The 20,584-nt window shown below is 63.5% G+C and carries 18 protein-coding genes; 11 read left to right on the top strand and 7 right to left on the bottom strand.

All coding sequences use genetic code 11. The features are described 5' to 3' along the window. The first annotated feature begins 127 nt into the window (after nt 1-127). On the top strand, nt 128-550 hold the full coding sequence (gene rsfS / locus QQK63_RS06765) for a ribosome silencing factor (protein ID WP_277825740.1): 423 nt from the start codon (nt 128-130) through the stop codon (nt 548-550). Between the two features lie 15 nt (nt 551-565). After that, nucleotides 566-1,036 carry a 23S rRNA (pseudouridine(1915)-N(3))-methyltransferase RlmH gene (gene rlmH / locus QQK63_RS06760; protein WP_277825738.1) on the top strand — a complete coding sequence of 157 codons (471 nt, stop codon included), beginning with the start codon at nt 566-568 and terminating at the stop codon, nt 1,034-1,036. Nucleotides 1,037-1,045: 9 nt separating this feature from the next. Here rlmH and QQK63_RS06755 read toward each other — a convergent pair whose 3' ends face one another. Next, nucleotides 1,046-1,882 carry an ABC transporter permease gene (locus QQK63_RS06755; RefSeq protein WP_277825736.1) on the bottom strand — a complete coding sequence of 279 codons (837 nt, stop codon included), beginning with the start codon at nt 1,880-1,882 and terminating at the stop codon, nt 1,046-1,048. 74 nt (nt 1,883-1,956) lie between these two features. Between QQK63_RS06755 and QQK63_RS06750 the strand changes: the two genes are divergently transcribed. The 7 genes from QQK63_RS06750 to QQK63_RS06720 all read left to right on the top strand — a co-directional run bounded on the left by QQK63_RS06750 (nt 1,957) and on the right by QQK63_RS06720 (nt 11,262). Further along, entirely contained in the window at nt 1,957-3,216 is a 1,260-nt protein-coding gene (locus tag QQK63_RS06750) for a KpsE/RkpR family capsule polysaccharide export protein (RefSeq protein ID WP_277825734.1), read from the top strand. Nucleotides 3,217-3,227: 11 nt separating this feature from the next. Then, nucleotides 3,228-3,881 carry an ABC transporter ATP-binding protein gene (locus tag QQK63_RS06745; RefSeq protein ID WP_277825732.1) on the top strand — a complete coding sequence of 218 codons (654 nt, stop codon included), beginning with the start codon at nt 3,228-3,230 and terminating at the stop codon, nt 3,879-3,881. A gap of 143 nt (nt 3,882-4,024) precedes the next feature. Then, complete coding sequence (locus QQK63_RS06740; RefSeq protein ID WP_277825730.1) at nt 4,025-6,634, top strand: calcium-binding protein; 2,610 nt, start codon at nt 4,025-4,027, stop codon at nt 6,632-6,634. A gap of 114 nt (nt 6,635-6,748) precedes the next feature. Beyond that, the gene (gene gpmI, locus QQK63_RS06735; protein WP_277825728.1) at nt 6,749-8,275 is read left to right on the top strand and encodes a 2,3-bisphosphoglycerate-independent phosphoglycerate mutase; all 1,527 of its coding nucleotides are present in this window, start codon (nt 6,749-6,751) and stop codon (nt 8,273-8,275) included. Next, nucleotides 8,272-9,432 (top strand): murein hydrolase activator EnvC family protein, encoded by a 1,161-nt coding sequence (locus tag QQK63_RS06730; protein WP_277825726.1) that lies wholly within the window; start codon nt 8,272-8,274, stop codon nt 9,430-9,432. Before gpmI ends, QQK63_RS06730 begins: the two co-directional genes overlap by 4 nt. A gap of 17 nt (nt 9,433-9,449) precedes the next feature. Continuing rightward, entirely contained in the window at nt 9,450-10,784 is a 1,335-nt protein-coding gene (locus QQK63_RS06725) for a S41 family peptidase (RefSeq protein WP_277825724.1), read from the top strand. A gap of 4 nt (nt 10,785-10,788) precedes the next feature. Continuing rightward, entirely contained in the window at nt 10,789-11,262 is a 474-nt protein-coding gene (locus tag QQK63_RS06720) for an RNA pyrophosphohydrolase (protein WP_277825722.1), read from the top strand. Between the two features lie 35 nt (nt 11,263-11,297). On the opposite strand, the gene QQK63_RS06715 is transcribed toward QQK63_RS06720, so the two are convergent. After that, a complete protein-coding gene (locus QQK63_RS06715) occupies nt 11,298-13,016 on the bottom strand; it encodes a polysaccharide pyruvyl transferase family protein (protein ID WP_277825720.1) in 1,719 nt (572 codons plus the stop codon). An 11-nt stretch (nt 13,017-13,027) separates the two neighbouring features. Next, nucleotides 13,028-13,741: a sulfotransferase family 2 domain-containing protein gene (locus QQK63_RS06710; protein ID WP_277825718.1), complete on the bottom strand. Its 714-nt coding sequence runs from the start codon at nt 13,739-13,741 to the stop codon at nt 13,028-13,030. A gap of 501 nt (nt 13,742-14,242) precedes the next feature. Here QQK63_RS06710 and QQK63_RS06705 point away from each other — a divergent pair. Continuing rightward, a complete protein-coding gene (locus QQK63_RS06705; protein ID WP_277825716.1) occupies nt 14,243-17,197 on the top strand; it encodes an error-prone DNA polymerase in 2,955 nt (984 codons plus the stop codon). Here QQK63_RS06705 and pip read toward each other — a convergent pair. Continuing rightward, nucleotides 17,133-18,122, bottom strand: a complete 990-nt coding sequence (pip, locus tag QQK63_RS06700) for a prolyl aminopeptidase (protein ID WP_277825714.1) — start codon at nt 18,120-18,122, stop codon at nt 17,133-17,135. The genes QQK63_RS06705 and pip overlap by 65 nt on opposite strands. Nucleotides 18,123-18,191: 69 nt before the next feature. Between pip and ubiG the strand changes: the two genes are divergently transcribed. Further along, nucleotides 18,192-18,938: a bifunctional 2-polyprenyl-6-hydroxyphenol methylase/3-demethylubiquinol 3-O-methyltransferase UbiG gene (ubiG, locus tag QQK63_RS06695; RefSeq protein WP_277825712.1), complete on the top strand. Its 747-nt coding sequence runs from the start codon at nt 18,192-18,194 to the stop codon at nt 18,936-18,938. On the opposite strand, the gene QQK63_RS06690 is transcribed toward ubiG, so the two are convergent. Genes QQK63_RS06690 through QQK63_RS06680 form a run of 3 tightly spaced genes read right to left on the bottom strand, consistent with a single transcriptional unit; the run spans nt 18,935 to nt 20,461 of the window. Then, nucleotides 18,935-19,378: a MarR family winged helix-turn-helix transcriptional regulator gene (locus QQK63_RS06690; RefSeq protein ID WP_277825710.1), complete on the bottom strand. Its 444-nt coding sequence runs from the start codon at nt 19,376-19,378 to the stop codon at nt 18,935-18,937. The genes ubiG and QQK63_RS06690 overlap by 4 nt on opposite strands. 58 nt (nt 19,379-19,436) lie before the next feature. Beyond that, a complete protein-coding gene (gene grxC / locus QQK63_RS06685; protein ID WP_277825708.1) occupies nt 19,437-19,697 on the bottom strand; it encodes a glutaredoxin 3 in 261 nt (86 codons plus the stop codon). A 38-nt stretch (nt 19,698-19,735) separates the two neighbouring features. Then, nucleotides 19,736-20,461 carry a double zinc ribbon domain-containing protein gene (locus QQK63_RS06680; protein ID WP_277825706.1) on the bottom strand — a complete coding sequence of 242 codons (726 nt, stop codon included), beginning with the start codon at nt 20,459-20,461 and terminating at the stop codon, nt 19,736-19,738. Between the last annotated feature and the right edge of the window lie 123 nt (nt 20,462-20,584).

Raw genomic sequence — 20,584 nt, 5'->3', positions numbered from 1 at the left:
AACGGGATGGGTGCAAGGCAGCGCGGATGCCACGCCCGCCCGTCTTGCGATGCGGCGGCGTTGAGAATTCATGCGGGCGATGCTATTTTTGTCCCATCCGGCGCCGGGATCGCACAGGCGCATCCAGATGGAGGATACCGTCCTGACCGGACAAACCCATGCGGTTGCACAGACCGCGCCCCGAGGGCCCGCACCTGAGGCCCACACCGATGCGCCCACCAGCGAAGCGCTGCTGGCGCGAATCCTTGCCTCTCTCGATGACGACAAGGCCGAAGAAGTCGTGCAGATCAGCCTGCGCGGCAAATCCTCGATCGCCGATTTCATGGTGATCGCGTCGGGTCGGTCGTCGCGACAGGTGGCGGCCATTTCCGACAAGCTGGTCGAGCGACTGAAGGAAGAGTTCGGCCTGCATTGCAAGATCGAGGGCAAGGAAATCGGCGATTGGGTGCTGATCGATGCGGGCGACGTGATCGTCCATGTCTTCCGCCCCGAGGTGCGCGAGTTCTACCAGCTCGAGAAGATGTGGATGCCGACCGGCGCCGCCCAATAACGGCGCGCGGTCGCTTTGCGCGTGCATCTTTGCGCCGTCGGACGCCTGCGCGGCGGGCCCGAACGCGCGTTGATCGACGATTACCTGACACGGTTCGACCGCACGGGCCGGGCGCTTGGCCTGAGCCTCGGGGGTGTGATCGAGGTTGAGGACCGCAAGGGCGGCGGCATGGCGGCGGAGGCCGAACTGCTGCGCCGGGCGCTGCCCAAAGGCGCAGTGCTGTGGGTGATGGACGAGCGGGGGGAGCTGTTGACCTCGCCCGGGTTCGCGGAGCGGATGGCGGGCCTGCGCGATGGCGGGCAGGGCGATCTGGCGATCTGCATCGGCGGCGCGGACGGATTGGCGCGCGATCTGGTGGCCGAGGCGGGGCTGGCGATTTCGCTGGGGCGGATGGTCTGGCCGCATATGCTGGTGCGGGTGATGCTGGCCGAACAGATGTACCGCGCAGCCTCGATCCTGTCGGGCGGGCCGTATCACCGGGCCTAGCGAAACGGCCTATCGGTTCAGGATGTCCTGATAATGGCGGCGCAGGAGCAAAAGGCCCAGCGCCAGCGGGATCATGATCCAGGTCATCACGAGCGGGATCGAGATATAATCGGGCGCATAGGTCGGATAGACCCCGGTGCGGAACATCCCGGTGAGATGGATCCAGGGCAGGTACCACAGCACCGATTGCACCGTCTCGGGCATGTTTTCATAGATGAAGATCACGCCCCCGATCAGGAACAGCGGGCGCGTGATGATGGCCCAGACATTGCCCCAGGCCGGGAAGAGCCCCGCCAGAAGGCAATTCAGCACCCCGATGCCGAGGCCGAGCAGCGCCGCAAGGAGGGTGGCGAGGATCATCGGCCCGAAGACGAGGTTGGTTGATGCTTCGGTGAATTCCAGCACCCCGAACAAGACGATGGCCATGATGGTGACGCTGGTGAGCAGGTTCAGCGCGAACCGGGCAAAGATCGCGTCGATCCACGACACGGCGGGATACATCAGGAGCGGGCGGGAAAAGGTGATGGAGCCCTGAACGCTCATCGCGATGGTCGCATAGACGGTGAAGGGCAGGTAGCCCGAGGCGTAGAACAGGAGGAAGGAATTGCCCAAGGGCGGGGCGCGCAGCATGAGCGCGAAAACCACCGACAGCACGATCAACGCGCCCACGGGTTCGGCCACGGCCCAGATATAGCCGCCCGGCGTGCGCCCGTAGCGCGTCGACATCTCGCGCAGCATCAGGGCCAGCACGGCGCGCCCGCTGGCAAAGGACCGGCCGACCGGCGCGGCGAGACCCACGGGGGGACGCGCGGAATAGGGGTCGAAGGAGGACAGCGCGGGCTCCAATCTTCTGGTCAGAACGCAACGGAATATGTATGAGCTGACACTTAAGTTCAAACAGGATCAGTGGGGCCGGAGTTTTGGCCGAGACAGCAGGACCGCCGCCACAGGCGCAGCCGACCGGCCCGCAGGGCCGCCGCGGCGAGGGCGGCAAGGACCGGCCGGGTGCCGGCAAGCCGCGCGCCGTTCCGCAGGGGATACGGTTTCGACCCAATGCCGGACCGGCGCGGATGCGGCGGCGGCATTACGGGCTGATGCTGTCCTTTCTGCTGGTGGTCAGCGTGCCGCTCTTCGTGATCGCGGTCTATCTTTATACGTTCGCACAGGACCAATATGCCTCGACCGCCGGGTTCACGGTGAGGGCCGAGGAAACCGGGGCCGCCACGGACATACTGGGCGGGCTGGCCAGTTTCGCGGGCGCAAGTGCCACGTCGGATGCCGATATCCTGTATGAATTCATCACCAGCCGGGAACTGGTGGAACGGTTGAACGAGCGGATGGACCTCGTGGGCCATTACGCCGCCCCGCATCGCCGCGATCCGGTCTTTGCCCTGTCGCCCGGTGCCGCGATCGAGGATCTGGTGGACCACTGGCAGCGGGTGGTGCGCGTGTCCTATACCCGCACCAGCGGGTTGATCGATGTCGAGGTGCTGGCCTTCGATCCGGTGACGGCGCACACGATCGCGCAGGCCATCGTCGAGGAAAGCCAGCGCCTGATCAACGAGTTGAACAATCAGGCGCGCGCCGACGCCATGCGGTTCGCCGAAGCGGACCTTGAGGCCGCGATCGCACGGTTGCGCGATGCGCGCGAGGCGTTGACGGTGTTTCGTACCCGCACCCAGATCGTCGATCCGCAAAGCGACATCCAGGGCCGAAGCGGCGTGTTGAACAACCTTCAGCAGCAATTGGCCGAGGCGCTGATCGATTTCGACCTTCTGTCGGAGAACACCACCAACCCCGGCGATCCGCGTCTGGTGCAGGCGATGCGCCGGATCGAGGTGATCGACGCGCGCATCAGGCAGGAACGCGCCAATTTCGTCACCGACGAGGTGGGCATCGACGGCGAGGATTACCCGACGCTGATGGCGCAATTCGAGGGGCTGACGGTGGACCGCGAATTCGCCGAACAGGCCTATCGCGCCGCGCTGACCGCGCTGGACGTGGCGCGCACCAACAGCGCGCGGCAGAGCCGGTATCTGGCGGTCTACATCCGCCCCAGCCTGCCCCAGAGCCCGGAATTCCCGAGGCGCGGCGCGATCCTCGGCCTGTCGCTGATGTTCCTTGTCTTGGGATGGGCGATCATGGCGCTGGTCTATTACAGCATTCGCGACCGCCAATAGGGATTGCGGCGATGATCCGCTTCGAGAACCTGACCAAGGGATTCGACGTGAACGGCCAGCGCAAGCTGGTGATCGACAACCTGACCCTGACGCTGGAGCGGGGGCGGTCGCTGGCGCTTTTGGGGCGCAACGGGGCGGGCAAGTCGACGCTGATGCAGATCATCGCGGGCAACATGCGGCCCGACAGCGGCCGTGTCGTGACCGATGGCACGATATCGTGGCCCGTGGGGCTGGCCGGGGCGGTCCATCCGAACCTTACGGGGGCGCAGAACGTGCGGTTCATCGCGCGGGTCTATGGCGTGGACACGGGGGAGCTGGTCGATTTCGTGCAGGATTTCGCCCAGTTGGGCCCGCATTTCCACATGGAGGTGCGGACCTATTCGGCGGGGATGCGATCACGGCTGAATTTCGGGCTGTCGATGGGAATCAAGTTCGACACCTACCTGATCGACGAAGTGACCGGCGCAGGCGATGCCGCGTTCCGGTCGCGCAGCGTGGCGCTGTTTCAGGACAGGATGCAGAGCTCGGACGCGATCATGGTGAACCACAACCTCGGCGAGCTGAAGGAATTCTGCAACGCGGCCATCGTGCTGGAACACGGGAAATTGCAGGTTTTCGACGATCTCGACGAGGCGATTGCAACGCACAAGCGCAACATGATGTGAGCGCCGGGTCGATCCGGCGGGCAACAGGGTAAACGCATTCCCTGCAATCCGAGGGAATTTCCCCGACAGGGCCACAATCCGACCAAGCCCCCTGCGCAGGGGCGGGCGAACGTCCGGCGGACAGAGCCGCGACGGAGCCGCGAATGCCCAATCTGGTGCTGGAAGGCAGCAGTCTTTCGACCCTGAACAGGCTGGACCACGGGATACGCGACCTGATGGTGCGCGAGACCGCCGGGGGGCCGGTGCTTTATGCGATGTCGGGGCCGACAGGGGGGCTGGCGGCCTATGGTTTGGGGCCGGGCGGCGGCCTGAGCCTGCTGGATTTCACCTATTTTCCCGCCGATCTGGCCAGCGGCGTTCTGGGCGGCATGGCGATCCTGGACCTGCCGGGCGGCCCCCATGTTGTGGTGGCCGAAGACCCGCAAGACCGCAGCCTTGCGGCCTATGCCCTGGCCTCCAGTGGGACGATCGAGGCGCAGGTGACCATCGGCGGGATCAGCGCGTCGAACGGCGCGGTCCTGAGCCTGGACCAATCGGGGGGGTCTATGTTGTTCCTGGGCAACGAGGGGCAAGCATCGATCCGGGGCTACAGCGTGGCGACTGGCCTGCAATTGAGCGCGCAATTCGCGTTCGGCGCGACGCAGGCGGCCTATGCCAGTTCGGTTTTCGCGTTGGAGACGGTGACGACGGGGAGCGCGGATTTCCTGCTCGGGGCCAGCCTGACCGGGCGCGGCGTCAGCGCCTACCGGATCGGGGCGGAGGGGTTGGTGACCACCGGCAATCTGGGCGTGGAGGAAGGCATCGGGATCATGACGCCCACCACGCTGGCCACGGCCGACATCGGCGGGCGGCATTTCGTGCTTCTGGGATCGGCGCCGCCGGACGGGATCGGGCAATCGGGCGCGATCACGGTGATGGAATTGCGCACGAACGGGAGCCTTGTGCCGGTGGATCACGTTCTGGACACGCAGGAGACGCGGTTCGGCATGATCCAGAGCCTCGATGTCGTGACGTCCAACGGGGTGACCTATGTGGTGGCGGCGGGTGGCGATGACGGGCTGTCGCTGTTCGTGCTGCTGCCGACGGGGCGGTTGGTGCTGCTGGACCAGATGACGGCAGGTTCCGCTGCGGGGCTGGAGGCGGTCTCGGCCCTGACGGCGATGGCGGATGCGGCGGGGTTGCGGGTGTTCGTCGCCTCGGAGGTGCGGGCGGGCGTGACCGAATTATCGGTCGCGACGCAGGACAACGGGATCGTGGCCAGCGCCGCGGCGGGCGGCGCGACGCTGACCGGTGGCGCGCTGGACGACATCCTGATCGGCGGGGCGGGGGATGACAGCCTTGCCGGGGCCAACGGGGCCGACATCCTGGAAGACGGGGCGGGCCGCGACACGCTGTCGGGCGGGGGCGGACGCGACATCTACGTGCTGCGCGCCGATGGGCAGGTCGATACGATCGTGAGCTTCGAGCGGGGAAATGACCGGCTGGACCTGTCGGATTGGCCATTCTTTTACGATCCGGCGGGGTTGAGCATCCAGTCGACGGCGGTGGGGGCCTTGGTGACATGGCGCAACGAAACGCTGGTGATCGAGACGATGAACCGGCGCACGCTGTCGGAACAGGATGTGCGGGCGGCGGTCCTGACCGGGCCGCAGCGTCGCCCGATGCTGGCTGAAGCCGATCCGGATAGCGACCTGTACCTCGTCGGCACGGCAGGGCCGGATGTGCTGGAGGGCATGGGTGGACGCGACACGCTGTTTGGCGAGGGGGGAGAGGATGTGCTGTTGGGAGGGGCGGGTGAGGATGCGCTCCACGGTGGGGTCGGCGACGATACGCTGGATGGGGGCGCCCAGAACGACAGCCTGTTCGGGGGCGATGGCGCGGATCTGCTGAGGGGCGACGCGGGCTTTGACAGGCTCGACGGCGGTACCGGCAATGATACGCTGGAAGGGGGCCCCGGCAATGACCAGATGTTCGGCGGATCGGGAAATGACCACCTGGATGGCGGTGATCGCAATGACCGCCTTGTCGGGGGCAGCGGCAATGACACGCTTGTGGGTGGTGCGGGCGGCGACATTCTGGAGGGGCAGTCGGGCAATGACAGCCTGCTCGGTGGGTTGGGCAACGACCGTTTCTGGGGGAGCAACGGCCACGACACGCTGCATGGCGATGAGGGGGATGATCGGCTCTTTGGTGGGGCGGACCGGGATGTGCTTTATGGCGGTGTCGGGGATGATGCGCTGGATGGGGGCACTCAGAACGACAGACTGTTCGGGGGCGATGGCGCGGATTTGCTAAGGGGACGCGCGGGCTTCGACATGCTTGATGGTGGTGCCGGAAATGACAGGCTGGAGGGGAGCGCGGGAAACGACCAGCTTTTCGGCGGAACCGGCGATGACTACCTTGACGGCGGTGATCGTCACGACCGCCTCGAGGGGGGGGGTGGAAACGACACACTCGTGGGCGGCAGGGGCACTGATGCGCTGATTGGCGGGGCGGATCACGATGTATTCGTCTTCGCTCCGGGGCACGGGAAAGACAGGATCGAGGATTTCGACGCAACGGACCCATTCGAGCGGATCGACCTGTCGGAAATCACAGCGGCAACGGGATTTTCCGACTATTCGTCCTTTGCGGCCACGGGTGCGATCAGGTCGGTGGCCGACGGGGTGTTGATCGCTACTGGCGGAGGGAATTCCATCCTGCTCTTGGGGGTGCAGCTGGCAGATCTGGACGACAGCGACTTCGTTTTCTGAGGCGCAAGACAGGGTCTAGCACGGGAGGGGATGATGCGCGGAGCGGCACCCCGCCCCTGCCGCCTTGCATGCGGGGGGCCGGGTGCCTACAACCCCCAAGCGAAGGAGCCCGCCATGCCCGAGCAAACCGTGCCGAAACCCGTTGTCCTGTGCATTCTCGACGGGTGGGGTATCGGCCCGATTGAGGCCGGAAACGCCCCCCTGCTCGCCAGCACACCGACATTCGACCGGCTGATGGCGACCTGCCCCCATGCCACGTTGATCACCCATGGCCGCGCGGCGGGCCTGCCCGAGGGGCAGATGGGCAATTCGGAGGTCGGGCATACGAATATCGGCGCAGGCCGGGTTGTGGCGATGGATTTGGGCATGATCGACCTAGCGATCGAGGATGGCGGGTTTTTCACCCGGCCCGCGCTGGCCGATTTCATCGCAACGCTGAAGGCAAGCGGCGGGCGGGCGCATCTGGCGGGGCTGGCCTCGCCGGGGGGGGTGCATTCCCATCAGGCGCATATCGTGGCGGCCGCGCGCGCGCTGACCGATGCGGGGCTGGAGGTGCTGGTCCATGCCATCACCGATGGGCGGGACGTGGCCCCGTCCTCGGCCCCCGGACAGATCGCGGCATTGGAGGCGGACCTGCCCAAGGGCGCAGGGATCGTGACCGTGACGGGCCGTTATTTCGCGATGGACCGCGACAATCGCTGGGACCGGGTGGAACGGGCCTATCGCGCCATGGCCGAGGGCAAGGGCGTTGCGGCCGCAGCGGCCGGGGAGGCCATCGCCGCCGCCCACAAGGCGGGCAAGACCGATGAATTCATCGAACCCGCCGTGATCGGCGATTATGCGGGCATGGCCGAGGGCGACGGGCTGTTTTTCGTCAATTTCCGGGCCGACCGGGCGCGCGAGATCCTTGCCGCCATCGGGGACCCGGATTTCGACGGGTTCAACCGGGGACCGCGCCCTGACCTGGCCGCGCGGCTGGGGATGGTGGATTATTCCAAAGCGCATGACGCCTACATGACCACGGTGTTTCCCAAGCAGGAGATCGTGAACACGCTGGCGGAATGGGTCGGTCAGAAGGGATTGCGGCAGTTCCACATCGCCGAGACCGAGAAATATCCCCATGTCACTTTTTTCCTGAACGGGGGAAAGGAACCCCCTGTGCCGGGTGAAGACCGCTATATGGCGGCCTCGCCCAAGGTGGCGACCTATGACCTGCAACCCGAGATGTCGGCGGGCGAAGTCACCGATCATCTGGTCGAGGCGATCGGCGGGGACTACGATCTGATCGTCGTGAATTATGCGAACCCCGACATGGTGGGCCATACCGGCGATCTGGAAGCCGCCATGCGCGCCTGCGAGGCGGTGGATACGGGGCTGGGGCGCGCGCTGGAGGCGCTGGCGGCGGCGGGCGGTGCGATGATCGTGACCGCAGACCATGGCAATTGCGAAACGATGATCGACCCCGAAACCGGCGGGCCGCATACGGCGCATACGCTGAACCCGGTTCCGGTGATCCTTGTCGGCGGACCGGAGGGCGCGCGGCTGCGTGACGGGATCCTTGCCGATCTGGCGCCGACCGTGTTGCAGCTGATGGGGCTGCCGCAACCGGAGGACATGACCGGCCGGACATTGATCGCATGAGGCATGGGCGTTTTTGGGCCGCACGTGTGGCGCCCGCCTTTTGTATGGCGCTGATGGTGTTGGCCGCCCCCCTGCGCGCCGAACCCGATGCCGTGGCCACGACCCAGCGCGCCGCCGAGATGCTGGAACAGGCGGCCTTTGCGCTGCTGGAGGCCGAGGGGGCGCGCGACCGGGTCGAGGCGCTGACCCAGACGGTGCGCGCCTACGAGGAAGGACTTTTGGCGCTGCGCGAGGGGATGCGACAGGCAGCCTTGCGCGAGCAGACCATCCTGTCGGTGTTCGAGGCGGAACGGGACCGGCTGTCGCGGCTTTTGGGGGTGTTGCAAAGCATCGAGGGGGCGCCTGCGCCCCTGCTCTTGATGCATCCGGCCGGAGCCTTGGGCACGGCACGATCGGGCATGATCTTGTCGGAGGTTACGCCCGCCGTCGCGGAGGAGGCCCGCGCGCTGCGGGGACAGCTGGAGGATCTGGCGACGCTGCGGCGCTTGCAGGACGGCGCGGTGGACCAGCTGTCGCTGGCGCTCGACCGGATACAGGCGGCGCGCACGCAGTTGAGCCAAGCCATCGCGGATCGCCGGATGCTGCCGGAAAACATCATCCGTGACGAAGCTGCGATGACCGAATTGCTCGACAGCGTCGAATCGCTGGATGCGCTGGCGACCGTGCTGACGCGCGACGGGACGGGGGCATCGGGTGAACTGCCCGATTTCGCGGCGGCGCGCGGAACCCTGTCGATGCCGGTTCTGGGGCGCGTGCTGCGCCGGTTCGGCGAAGCCGATGGGGCGGGCGTTACCCGGCCCGGTCTGGTGCAGGCCACGCGGCCCCGTGCGCTGGTCACGGCACCTTGGGCGGCATCAGTGCGCTATGCAGGGCCGCTCTTGGATTACGGAAATGTCATTATCCTGGAACCGCAGGCCGACTATCTGATTATCTTGGCCGGGGTCGGGACCCTTTACGTTGTCCCCGGCGAAATCGTAGCCTTGGGGGCGGCGCTGGGCCTGATGCCCGGCGACCCGGGGCCGGAGAGCGAAGAATTGATCCTGCCATCCGTGCAAGGTGGTGGCGCGGAGCTGACGGAAACGCTTTATATCGAACTGCGGGAAAGCGGTGTTCCGGTCGATCCGGCGCCGTGGTTCGCCGCCACCGGGCGCGACTGAAACGAAGGATGACGAGAATGAACAAGCTGATGATCGCGGCCGTTGGGGGGATCGTGGGCGGCGTGCTGTTGAGCACGCAGGTGGCCGGGCCGCTGATCGCGCAGGAAGATCGGGCCAATTCCTCGGTCTATGAGCAGTTGGACCTGTTTGGCGACATCTTCGAACGTATCCGGGCCAATTACGTCGAAGAAGTCGACGAGGCGGCACTGATCGAGGCGGCGATCAACGGGATGCTGACCTCGCTCGACCCGCATTCGAGCTATCTGCCGCCCAGCGATTTCGACGACATGCAGGTGCAGACGCGCGGCGAATTCGGCGGTCTGGGCATCGAGGTGACGCAAGAAGACGGCTTTGTGCGCGTCATCACGCCGATGGACGATACGCCGGCCATGGCGGCAGGCGTCGAGGCGGGCGATTTCATCACCCATGTCGATGGCGAGGCGCTGTTGGGTCTGACGCTGGAACAGGCGGTCGACATGATGCGCGGTCCGGTGGGGTCGGAGATTGTCATCACCGTCGTCCGCGAAGGGGTCGACCAACCCTTCGACATCACCATCGTGCGCGACCGGATCCGCCTGACCGCTGTGCGCTACCGTCTGGAAGGCAATACCGCGGTGCTGCGGATTTCCACCTTCAACGACCAGACCTTTCCCAATCTTCAGGACGGGCTGGCCGAAATGATCGAAGAGGTCGGTGGGCTCGGCAATCTGAATGGTGTGGTTTTGGACCTGCGCAACAATCCCGGCGGCTTGCTGAACCAGGCGATCCGGGTGTCGGATGCCTTCCTCGACCAAGGCGAGATCGTGTCGACCCGCGGCCGCGATCCGGCCGATGGCGAACGCTACAACGCCACGCCCGGCGACCTGATCGAGGGACTGCCGCTGGTCGTGCTGGTGAATGGCGGCTCGGCCTCGGCGTCGGAGATCGTGGCGGGCGCCTTGCAGGATCATCGCCGCGCGGTGGTCGTGGGCACCAACACCTTCGGCAAGGGGTCGGTGCAATCGATCATGCCGCTGGCGGGCGACGGGGCGATGCGGCTGACCACCTCGCTTTATTACACGCCGTCGGGTCGCTCGATCCAGGCTTTGGGCATCGCGCCGGACATCCTGGTCGAACAGCGTGACCCGGTGGAGGTGGACGAGGAGGCCGAGGAAGGGCAGACCCGCCGCAACGAGGCCAGCCTGCGCGGGGCGATCCAGAATTCCACCCTGACGGAGGACGAGCGCCGCCAGCTGGAAGAGGAGCAGGCCATCGCGGAGGCCACGGCCACGTTGCGCAACGAGGATTACCAGCTGGCCTATGCCATCGACATCCTGACCGGGCTGAACGCGCTGGGTCCGCGCGGCAACTGAGCCCGTGACGCCCGAGGAGATCGCCCGCCTGCCCTATCGCCCCTGCGTGGGGGTGGTGCTGACCCATGCAGATGGGCGGGTCTTCGCCGGGCAGCGGGCGGACATGGCGGAGCCCGCGTGGCAGATGCCGCAAGGCGGGATCGACAAAGGCGAAACACCCGTCGAGGCCGCCCTGCGCGAATTGCGCGAGGAGACGGGGGTGGGCGCCGAGCATGTCACCGTTCTGCGCGAGACGGCGGAATGGCTGCCCTATGACTTGCCTAAGGAAGTTCTGCCCTATCGCGGGAAATACCGGGGGCAGACGCAAAAATGGGTCCTTATGCGGCTGGACGCGCCCGATGACTTGATCGACCTGAGCCACGAGGATGTGGAATTTTCCGACTGGCGCTGGATGCGCGGCGCGGACCTGCTGGCGGAAATCGTGCCGTTCAAGCGAGAGATCTACGCGGCCGTTTTGAGGGAATTCGGGCTGGCGTGACGGGGTAGGTCGAATGACTGCCCCAAGCGGTCAACTCATTGCTCCGTGCGCTTCAACAGCAATCGCGCGACGTTGGCATTCAAGCACCCTCTATCCATCGCTGAAGATAGATATGCCTTGGCATCCGAAAAATTCTCTTGCCGGATGAGCGACTCGATCAGGATCCTTGCCACGCGTTCTGTCCAGACCACGTCATTCCTGCTGAAGAAATACCTCAACAAGAATTCACAACTCTGATCGAGCCTTGCTTTGAAAAGAACGCGGGCCGTTCTGAAGATCATGGCCTCATCCGGAGCGGTATCTTGGCGGACAATGGCGAGGTTCAGAACGTCCTGTGCGGTAGGGTCATCCTTCAACTCGGCCAGAATATTCAGCAGCCTTTCAACACCCGCAAGGGTCCACGAATTCATGGCAGCCAGCTGAATAGCGGCGTCCATTCTTTCGCTCTCAAGAACCTCCCCAAGGCGCGTTTTCAGAACCGTCAGATCATCCTCTGTCGCGTCGAGGTTTTTCTTCTGCACTGGGTAGATACCGCGCAGCGGTGTCAGTCCAGCACCCTTGGTTAAACCAAAATACTCATTGAGCCTTCCGCTGTAGGTATCATGCATCCTATCAATCGATTCCTTTGAGAACCCATTTTCAAGGATCTCATGCACATCGCCAGAAATGACATCCTCCAACGACACACTCGGGAGCGCGAAATGCTCGGTAAGCTCCATGACACGAACATCGTCGTAAATGAAGAGGGCAGGACGACCTGTTTGAAGGCTAACAACCCCGCCGTGAAACCGGTCACCAAAGAAATAATCCCGCGACCCTGCATATTGACGCCATGATCGGGGATCACGGAAGAACCGATAATCCGATATCGGAATTTTATATCCAAAACTCTCAATATAGGCATTAATTATTTCCGGATCACACCGATTGTCCGCGTCAATGTAAAGGCCAAGTGTATCATCAAGCTCGGAAAGGGTGAGCAAGTCATTCTGGAAGACATAGCTCAAATCAAGGGTCGATGCGATCTTGGACAAGGCTTCCAAGCGGTGGGGCTGGTGGCCAAGAAAGTGCTTACGATCGAGATAACCTGCTGTTATCCCCGACTTACCGGTGAGGCTTCCAAGCGGCTCTATAGCCAGAATTCGTGAGGGGTAGACGTAGAGGCTTGGGCAACCAAGGGCTCTGACGTTATCACAGCCTATGGATTGGAGATATGCTTCGGTTTCGGCACCACGGCATCCGAATATTACAGCTTTCCTATTGATCTCTCGCATGAATTCCGCAAGCTCGGGAAGGATCTCTTCCGTCGACTCCAGGCGCTGCTGCAGGCCAACCCCCAAAACAATCAATGGAATGTTTATACTGTTTACAATCTCACACAGCCTGCTGAACTGCCTCCTTTGCATTTCCTCCTTACCATTCTTCAGAGGAGGGGCGACAAGATTTGCGAAGGAAAAAAATACAGCGTCGAAGTTCTGGGATAACTTCTGTTGAAATTCCTTGGGTCTTGAATTGCATTCAGCCTTGAAAAATCCCTCGATCCCCCCCATTGCACTGAAGGCGGTATCAAAACCGAACGTCTTTGCTATCGCCTCGTTATGAACGACGTTTCCGACATTAGCCGAGCTTGCGGATATCTGAGATCGCAACTGCCTGATCGTCTGCACGGATTGCAGAGGCAATCCAGCCTTCCCCGAAATCTTTGCGAGACTTGTGGTATATCCCGGATTCGCCGGGTGAAAAAAAGCTCTCATCTGGGGCGGTCCTAGAGAAACTTTCGAATGGCAAACTTGTAAAGCTTGATATCTTGGATGTTGAGCTCTTCGATACGGCTCAGGGTCGTGCTGCTTATATCTCCCAGAGAATAGCGCCCGATGTTTATATCTTTCTTCACGACAAGCTCATGTCCGATCAATTTCGACAGGCTACGGACTGATATGGGAAAATATTCCTGAAATCCCACGAAATCGAACAGATTTTCGAGATTGTCAACGGCCATTCGAAACGCATTGACTCCGGGTGATGGGCGCGCGTTGCCAACACCTGAAATCACCTTCACCATGAAATTCGAAAATTCCCAATGCGAGTTGTTCGCAAAAAAATCATTTATATCCTTCGACGCCCGAATTCGATCTCCGATCGGTCCCTTTTCAACATTCCGTAAATGATAGTAATGCGAAATGGTACGGGTCACGGGATGCCGCATGAAACACATGTAGCGTGTAGATTCAGGCAGACCGAGCGTGGCGTGAAGTCCGTAAACTGAATGGCCATAGACAAAATCATACTCATTCGGCGACTCCTCCTTCAAGCGCAGAACATCCTGCTGTCCATATACAAAATAGGTGGACAGATTGGGTGTATCGCTCAGTACAGATTTCAGAGTTCCACCAGCCGTTTTCGTAAGGTGAAGAAAGATCCTGGTCTTGCTATTCTCGACCAGACTTGAATCTTCCATCTTTCTTTCGTGATCCATCATTCCTTGCAAGCCTTTCCAGACAGTACTCAGTGTGCCATTTTCAATTCTGTCTGCCCGCTCATGTGCTTTGCTTCACTGTTTTCAAACCCACGACGCTCTTTACTAAGACTTCCTGCATCAAGATGAGCGCAGGTGCGATATTCCAAATTTTCTTGCTCAATTCGGACAAAAAGATCTGGTTCGCTGAAATCCCCAACTGCGTATCCAAAGTGGATGAAGAAGAATTCTGCTTCGATCTCTGCGGTATCATGCTGCGCCCGGGGCCATTCCGCTATGCCATGCGCCGGGTATCCGATTTCGCAGCAGTTTCAGCACTCGTAACTCCCAACATCACCGAGATGGTTCTACCCACTTAAGTTTGGAAAGTAATGCCTAAAGATAGACAGGCCGAGCGATATCCGCCGAACCGGGTGGGCTGTGGCACGGTCGTGATGCGGTCGGACCCGTGAGCTTTGTTGGAGCATCTCGCTATGGGAACAAAACGTGAATATACTGCGGGTCATGGGATTCGCGGAACTGTCCATCACCTCGAACTTCACCTTCCTGACCGGGGGGTCACATCCCGAGGAATATGCGCGTCGGGCAGCACTTCTGGGGTTGGAGGCGATTGCCATCGCCGATGTGAATTCGGTGGCGGGCGTGGTGCGGGCCTGGTCGGAGCTGAAGAAGATCCGCGAAGAAATCGCGGAAGCCGTGGCCGCGCGCGCCGATCCCATAGGCCCGCCCAAGCCCGCGCATCTGCCCCCAGCCCCGCGCGCGCCCATCGACCATGTGCCGCGCTTGTTGCCCGCCGCCTGTCTGGTGCTGCAAGACGGGATGATGCTGACCGCGCTGCCGCGCAACCGGACGGGTTGGGCGAGCCTGTGCCGCATCCTGTCGGCGGGACGGTTGAGGGCGGAGAAGGGCGATTGCCTGCTGGATCTGGACGATATCCTGAGGTTTCCCGAGGGGCTGGAATTGCTGCTTCATGCGCCCGACCGGCCCGGGACCGATTGGCGGCAGGCGGCGGCGCGGTTGATCGAGGGGCTGGAGGGGCGGCTGCACCTGCTGATCGCGCCCGCCTATGACGGGCAGGATGCGGCAAGACTGGATCGCGGCGCGCGGCTGGCGGCGGATCTGGGCCTGCCCATGCTCGCCTCGGCCCGGCCGATCATGCACCACGGGGCGCGGCGGCGGTTGACCGATATCCTGACCTGCATCCGCGAGGGATTGCGGATCGAAGATCTGGGCACCGCCGCGCAGGCCAATGCCGAACAGCGCCTGCGGTCGGAGGTGGAGATGCGGCGCATCTTCAAGGGACATGAGGGGGCGGTGGACCACGCCGCGGCACTGGCCGAAAGGCTGGAGTTCGACATCGCCAGCCTGCGCTACGAATACCCGTCGGAAATCACGGACGGGGAAACCGCCGCCGAACGGTTGCAGCGGCTGGCGCAGGCGGGGCTGAACTGGCGCTATCCGCAGGGCATCCCCGAGCGGGCGCAAAAGCAGCTGGAGCATGAGCTGCGTCTGATCGGGAAACTGGGCTACGAGCCCTATTTCCTTACCGTCCATGATATCGTCGCCTTTGCCCGGTCGCGCGGCATCCTGTGCCAGGGGCGCGGATCGGCGGCCAATTCGATCACCTGCTATGCGCTGGGGGTCACGTCGGTCAGCCCCGAGATCGGCACGATGGTGTTCGAGCGGTTCGTGTCCGAGGCGCGCAACGAGCCGCCCGATATCGACGTGGATTTCGAGCATGAGCGCCGCGAGGAAGTGATCCAGCACATCTACGCCCGCTATGGCCGGCATCGCGCGGGGCTGTGCGCCACGGTGATCCATTATCGCGGCAAGCGCGCGGTGCGCGAGGTGGGCCGCGCCATGGGCCTGTCGGAGGATGTGCTGTCGGCGCTGTCCTCGCAGATCTGGGGATCATGGTCGAAACACGGGCCCGAGATCGCCCGGATGCGCGAGATCGGGTTGGACCCCGACAGCCCGCGCCTGAAGCAAACGATCCAGTTGATCGAGGAGATCATCGGCTTTCCAAGGCATCTGAGCCAGCATGTGGGTGGCTTTGTCATCACGGAAGGCAGGCTGGACGAGTTGGTGCCGATCGAGAATGCCACGATGGAGGATCGAACCGTCATCTGCTGGGACAAGGATGACATCGATGCGCTGGGGATCCTGAAGGTCGATATCCTGGCCTTGGGGATGCTGTCGTGCATCCGCAAGGCATTCGGCCTGCTCAAACAGCACCATCAGACGGATTACACGCTGGCCACCCTGCCGCCCGAGGACCCCGCCGTCTACGACATGCTGTGCCGGGCCGATACGCTGGGCGTGTTCCAGGTGGAAAGCCGGGCGCAGATGAATTTCCTGCCCCGGATGCGCCCGCGCTGTTTCTATGACCTGGTGATCCAGGTGGCGATCATCCGCCCCGGCCCGATCCAGGGCGACATGGTGCACCCCTTCATAAGACGCCGGAACGGGGAGGAGGAGGTCAGTTTCCCCTCGGACGAATTGGGCCGCGTCTTGGGCAAGACCTTGGGTGTGCCCTTGTTCCAGGAACAAGCGATGCAGATCGCCATCACCGGCGCGGGCTTTACCCCCGACGAGGCGGACAGGCTGCGCCGGTCGCTTGCCACCTTCAAGAAGCATGGGAGCGTGTCGGAGTTCCGGACAAGGTTCCTGCGGGGAATGCGCGCCAATGGCTATGACGAGGATTTCGCGGAACGCTGTTTTTCGCAGATCGAAGGCTTTGGCAGTTACGGGTTCCCCGAAAGCCATGCGGCGAGTTTCGCGCTTTTGGTCTATGCCTCGAGCTGGCTCAAACGGCATCATCCGGGGATCTTCGCCTGCGCGCTGCTGAATTCCCAGCCGATGGGGTTCTACGCCCCGGCCCAGATCGTGCGCGACGCCCGCGCCCACGGGGTGGAGGTGCGGCCCGTCTGCATCAACCGGTCCCGGTGGGACAACGTGATGGAACGGACGGAAACCGGCGCGCTGGCGCTGAGGCTGGGGTTTCGGCAGATCAAGGCGATGCGCGAGGACGAGGCCGATTGGCTGACGGCGGCGCGCGGCAATGGCTACACGGCGGTCGAGGATGTGTGGCGGCGCGCGGGGCTGGCCGCCAAGACGCTGACGATATTGGCGGAGGCCGATGCCTTTGCCGCCTTGGGGATTTCGCGGCGCGACGCGCTGTGGGCGGCCCGCGCGCTGGTGCCGAAACGGGAATTGCCGCTGTTTTCCGGGGATCTGGACGGCGAGGGGATCGTGGAACCCGCCGTTCACCTGCCCAGGATGACCGAGGGCGAAGAGGTGGTGGAGGATTATGTCGCGATGCGCCTGACGCTCCGGTCACATCCGGTGGCGCTGATCCGCGACCGGTTGAGCCCGGGGATCGACCGGCGGTTGCTCACATCCCGTAGCGGTCCCGCTTTTCCCCCACCTGGCTCATCAGGCGCACCAGTTCCTGGCTGATGCCAGGTTCGGAGAGGGCGTGGCCGGCGGCCTTGACCATGTGCAGGCGGCCGGCGGGCCAACCCGAGACAAGCTTGTGGGCCGAAAGTGGCGGGCAGATCATGTCATAGCGGCCCTGCACCACCGTGCCGGGCACCTGCGCGATACGGTACAGGTCGCGCAGGATCTGGCCGTCTTCTTCGAGAAAACCCTTGTTCACGAAGTAATGGTTTTCCAGACGGGCAAAGGCGCGGGCGTATTCCGCCGGGCTTTCGCCGCCGCCGCCATCACTCTCCATCGAAGCGAGAGCGTTTTCCCACGACGCCCAAGCGCGGGCATGGCGGGTTTCGACCATCAGGTCGCCTGAAAACAGGCGGCGGTTATAGGCGGCGATCAGATCGCCGCGTTCTTCCTCGGGGATGAGGGCACAGAACCGCGCCCATTGATCGGGCCAGAATTGCCCCGCGCCACCGCCGTAGAACCAATCCAGCTCACGCTGCATCGACAAGAAGACACCGCGCAGCGCGAGATAGGCGACGCGGTCGGGATGGGTTTCGGCATAGACCAGACCCAAGGTCGCGCCCCAGCTGCCGCCGAAAACCGCCCACCTGTCGATGCCCAGCGCGCTGCGGATGCGTTCGATATCGGCCACAAGGTGCCATGTCGTGTTCGCCCGCACGCTGGCATGGGGCCGGGACCGGCCGCAACCGCGCTGATCAAAGAGGACGATCCGCCAAAGCGCGGGATCGAAATAGCGCCGCATCGCCGGGCTGCACCCGCCGCCGGGGCCGCCGTGCAGGACGACAACAGGCGCACCATCGGGATTGCCGCATTGTTCGACGTAGATGTGATGCCCGTCACCCACATCCATCATGCGCTGATCGAAAGGGTCGATCGGCGGGAAGAGATGCGCGGCTGCGCGCTTTTGGCCGGAGAACTTGTCCATGCCGCTCCTATATAGACCGCGAGGAACGGTCCGCACGGATCAAAATGACAGAATCTGAAAGGATTTGCCATGGCAGAGGTCAATCAAACCGTCGACAGCGGCGAAATCGCCAAGTTCGAGGCGATGGCGGCCGAATGGTGGGATCCGAACGGCAAGTTCAAGCCGCTCCATATGCTCAATCCCACGCGGCTGGATTACATCACCCGCCAGATCGCGGCGGAGTTCGGGCGCGACCTGAAGGCGCAAAAGCCGTTCGAGGGGCTGCGCATCCTCGATATCGGCTGCGGCGGGGGGTTGTTGTCGGAACCGATGGCGCGTCTGGGTGCGACTGTCGTGGGCGCGGATGCCGCGCCGCGCAACATCCCGGTGGCGCAGATCCATGCCGAGCAATCGGGGCTGACCATCGATTACCGCCATACGACGGCCGAGGCGCTCGCCGCGGCGGGCGAGCAATTCGACGTGGTGCTGAACATGGAGGTGGTCGAGCATGTGGCCGACCCACTCGCCTATCTGACCGCCTGCCAGCAACTGTTGAAGCCGGGCGGGCTGATGATCTGTTCCACGATCAACAGGAACCCGAAAAGCTTTCTGATGGCGATCATCGGGGCGGAATATGTCATGCGTTGGCTGCCCAAGGGCACCCATGAATGGCAAAAGTTCATCACGCCCGACGAATTGTACGAGCTGATCCGGCAGGCCGGTCTGGATCCGGTCGACAGGAAGGGCTTCGTCTTCAACAAGCTGTTGTGGCGCTGGTCGATTTCGGACTGGGACCTGAGCGTGAACTATGTCACCGCGTCGGTGAAGCGGGGCTAGATGTCATTTTCCAGCCGCAGGCGCATCTCGCGGATGACCGGGATCGCCTGCCGCACACGGTCGGCCCCGATCTCGCGCACGGTTTCGGACAGGATCGGGGCGATGGCTGACAGGGCCGCCTCGCGGGCGCGGCGGCCTGCGGGGCTGATCGACACCATCTTGCGGCGCGCATCGTCCCAATCGGGACGGATGTGGATATAACCCGCCCATTCCAGCCGGTTGAGCGTGTTCGTCATCGCCCCGCGCGTGACGTGAAACACCCGCGCCAATTGCGCGGGTGATTTTTCAACACTCGAGGCGACAAGATGGTTCAGCACCGAGAAATGGCTGAGTTCCATTCCCTTGGGCAAGGCACGGCTGAGCCTGTTCCGGGCGAGCTGGTCGGCCATGAACATTTCGCTGAACAACGCGACGGACAGGGGATCGTCGGGGGATGCCATGGCGGGAGTAGGCCATTGCCTTCGTCCCCGTGGCAAGGGACGAAGGGTCGCAAGTGGTTCAGGATGCGGCCAAAAGCGGATCGAGCTTGCCGTTGCGATCAAGCGCGGCCATGTCGTCATAGCCGCCGACATGGGTATCCCCGATGAAAATCTGGGGAACGGTGTGCCGCCCGTTCGCGCGGCCCATCATCTCCTGCCGCTTGGCGGGGTCGCGGGCGACGTCGATCTCGGTATAGGAGACGCCTTTGTCGGCCAAAAGCCGCTTGGCCGCGTGGCAATAACCGCAAAGCGGCGAGGTGTAGATTTCGATCCGGGGCATCGCGCGCGTTCCTCTCAAGTCGTCGCAGTCGCCCTGATCTAGGTATCCCGTGCGACCCGCGCCAGTGCCAAGACGCAAACCTGTTCGGCGCCTGCGGCATGGCAGGCTTGCGCCGCCGCCGAAAAGGTCGCGCCCGAGGTCATCACATCATCGACCAGCAAGATGTTGCGGCCGGCAAGCGTCGCAGCATGGCGCGGGGCCGCGCGGATCGCGGCATCGAGATTGGCGAAGCGGGCAGTCCGGTCACGCCCGTCCTGCGTCGGCGTGTGACGCGCGCGAACCAGCGCATCGGGCAGCCAGTCGCGGCCGCTGACCCGGGCGAGAGCAGACGCCAGAAGGGCCGATTGGTTGAACCTGCGTTGCGCCAGACGCCAGCGGTGCAACGGAATGGGCAGGATCAGGGGATCGCGGGCCAAGAGATCGGCCGCCGCCCGCGCCATCCACGGCCCTGCGGCGCGCGCCACCTCTGCCCGGTCGCCATGTTTGAGACCGAGCACCAGTTTGCGCCCGTTACCCGCGTAGTGCAGCACGGCCCGGCCATGCGACCAAGGCCGGGCAATGGTGTGGCATTCCTCGCAAACGAGGGGCCCGCCGCTGGCGCTTTGACCCGGAAGACCGACCCCGCAGAGGTCGCAGGCCGTTCCCAGCACGAAGGGCGTTTGCGCCCAACACGCGGCACAAAGCGCGAAATCGGTGTCCACCCGCGCCTCACAGCACAGGCAGGCGGGCGGAAAGATCGCATGCAACACGGTTTGCAATCTCATCCCACCCCCCTAAGTAGCGCTGGACCGACAGACAGGACGCGCGACACCGTGCCAGACTTGCCCACACGAGCCCGCCTTGTGGACCGGCCCCGCCTTGAGCGGGCCCGGGCGCGTGCGCGTCTG

This window comes from Roseicyclus marinus (assembly GCF_030163795.1).
Lineage (GTDB): Bacteria > Pseudomonadota > Alphaproteobacteria > Rhodobacterales > Rhodobacteraceae > Roseicyclus > Roseicyclus marinus.
The sequence above is the reverse complement of the archived record's forward strand: the minus strand, read 5'-3'. Positions and strand labels throughout refer to the sequence as shown.

Bases quoted from the DNA above. Each gene is read 5' to 3' on its own strand.
- rsfS (WP_277825740.1), top strand. From the start codon at position 128: ATGGAGGATACCGTCCTGACCGGACAAACCCATGCGGTTGCACAGACC.
- QQK63_RS06745 (WP_277825732.1), top strand. From the start codon at position 3,228: ATGATCCGCTTCGAGAACCTGACCAAGGGATTCGACGTGAACGGCCAG.
- QQK63_RS06740 (WP_277825730.1), top strand. From the start codon at position 4,025: ATGCCCAATCTGGTGCTGGAAGGCAGCAGTCTTTCGACCCTGAACAGG.
- gpmI (WP_277825728.1), top strand. From the start codon at position 6,749: ATGCCCGAGCAAACCGTGCCGAAACCCGTTGTCCTGTGCATTCTCGAC.
- QQK63_RS06730 (WP_277825726.1), top strand. From the start codon at position 8,272: ATGAGGCATGGGCGTTTTTGGGCCGCACGTGTGGCGCCCGCCTTTTGT.
- QQK63_RS06725 (WP_277825724.1), top strand. From the start codon at position 9,450: ATGAACAAGCTGATGATCGCGGCCGTTGGGGGGATCGTGGGCGGCGTG.
- QQK63_RS06715 (WP_277825720.1), bottom strand. From the start codon at position 13,016: ATGAGAGCTTTTTTTCACCCGGCGAATCCGGGATATACCACAAGTCTC.
- QQK63_RS06710 (WP_277825718.1), bottom strand. From the start codon at position 13,741: ATGATGGATCACGAAAGAAAGATGGAAGATTCAAGTCTGGTCGAGAAT.
- QQK63_RS06705 (WP_277825716.1), top strand. From the start codon at position 14,243: ATGGGATTCGCGGAACTGTCCATCACCTCGAACTTCACCTTCCTGACC.
- pip (WP_277825714.1), bottom strand. From the start codon at position 18,122: ATGGACAAGTTCTCCGGCCAAAAGCGCGCAGCCGCGCATCTCTTCCCG.
- ubiG (WP_277825712.1), top strand. From the start codon at position 18,192: ATGGCAGAGGTCAATCAAACCGTCGACAGCGGCGAAATCGCCAAGTTC.
- QQK63_RS06690 (WP_277825710.1), bottom strand. From the start codon at position 19,378: ATGGCATCCCCCGACGATCCCCTGTCCGTCGCGTTGTTCAGCGAAATG.
- grxC (WP_277825708.1), bottom strand. From the start codon at position 19,697: ATGCCCCGGATCGAAATCTACACCTCGCCGCTTTGCGGTTATTGCCAC.
- QQK63_RS06680 (WP_277825706.1), bottom strand. From the start codon at position 20,461: ATGAGATTGCAAACCGTGTTGCATGCGATCTTTCCGCCCGCCTGCCTG.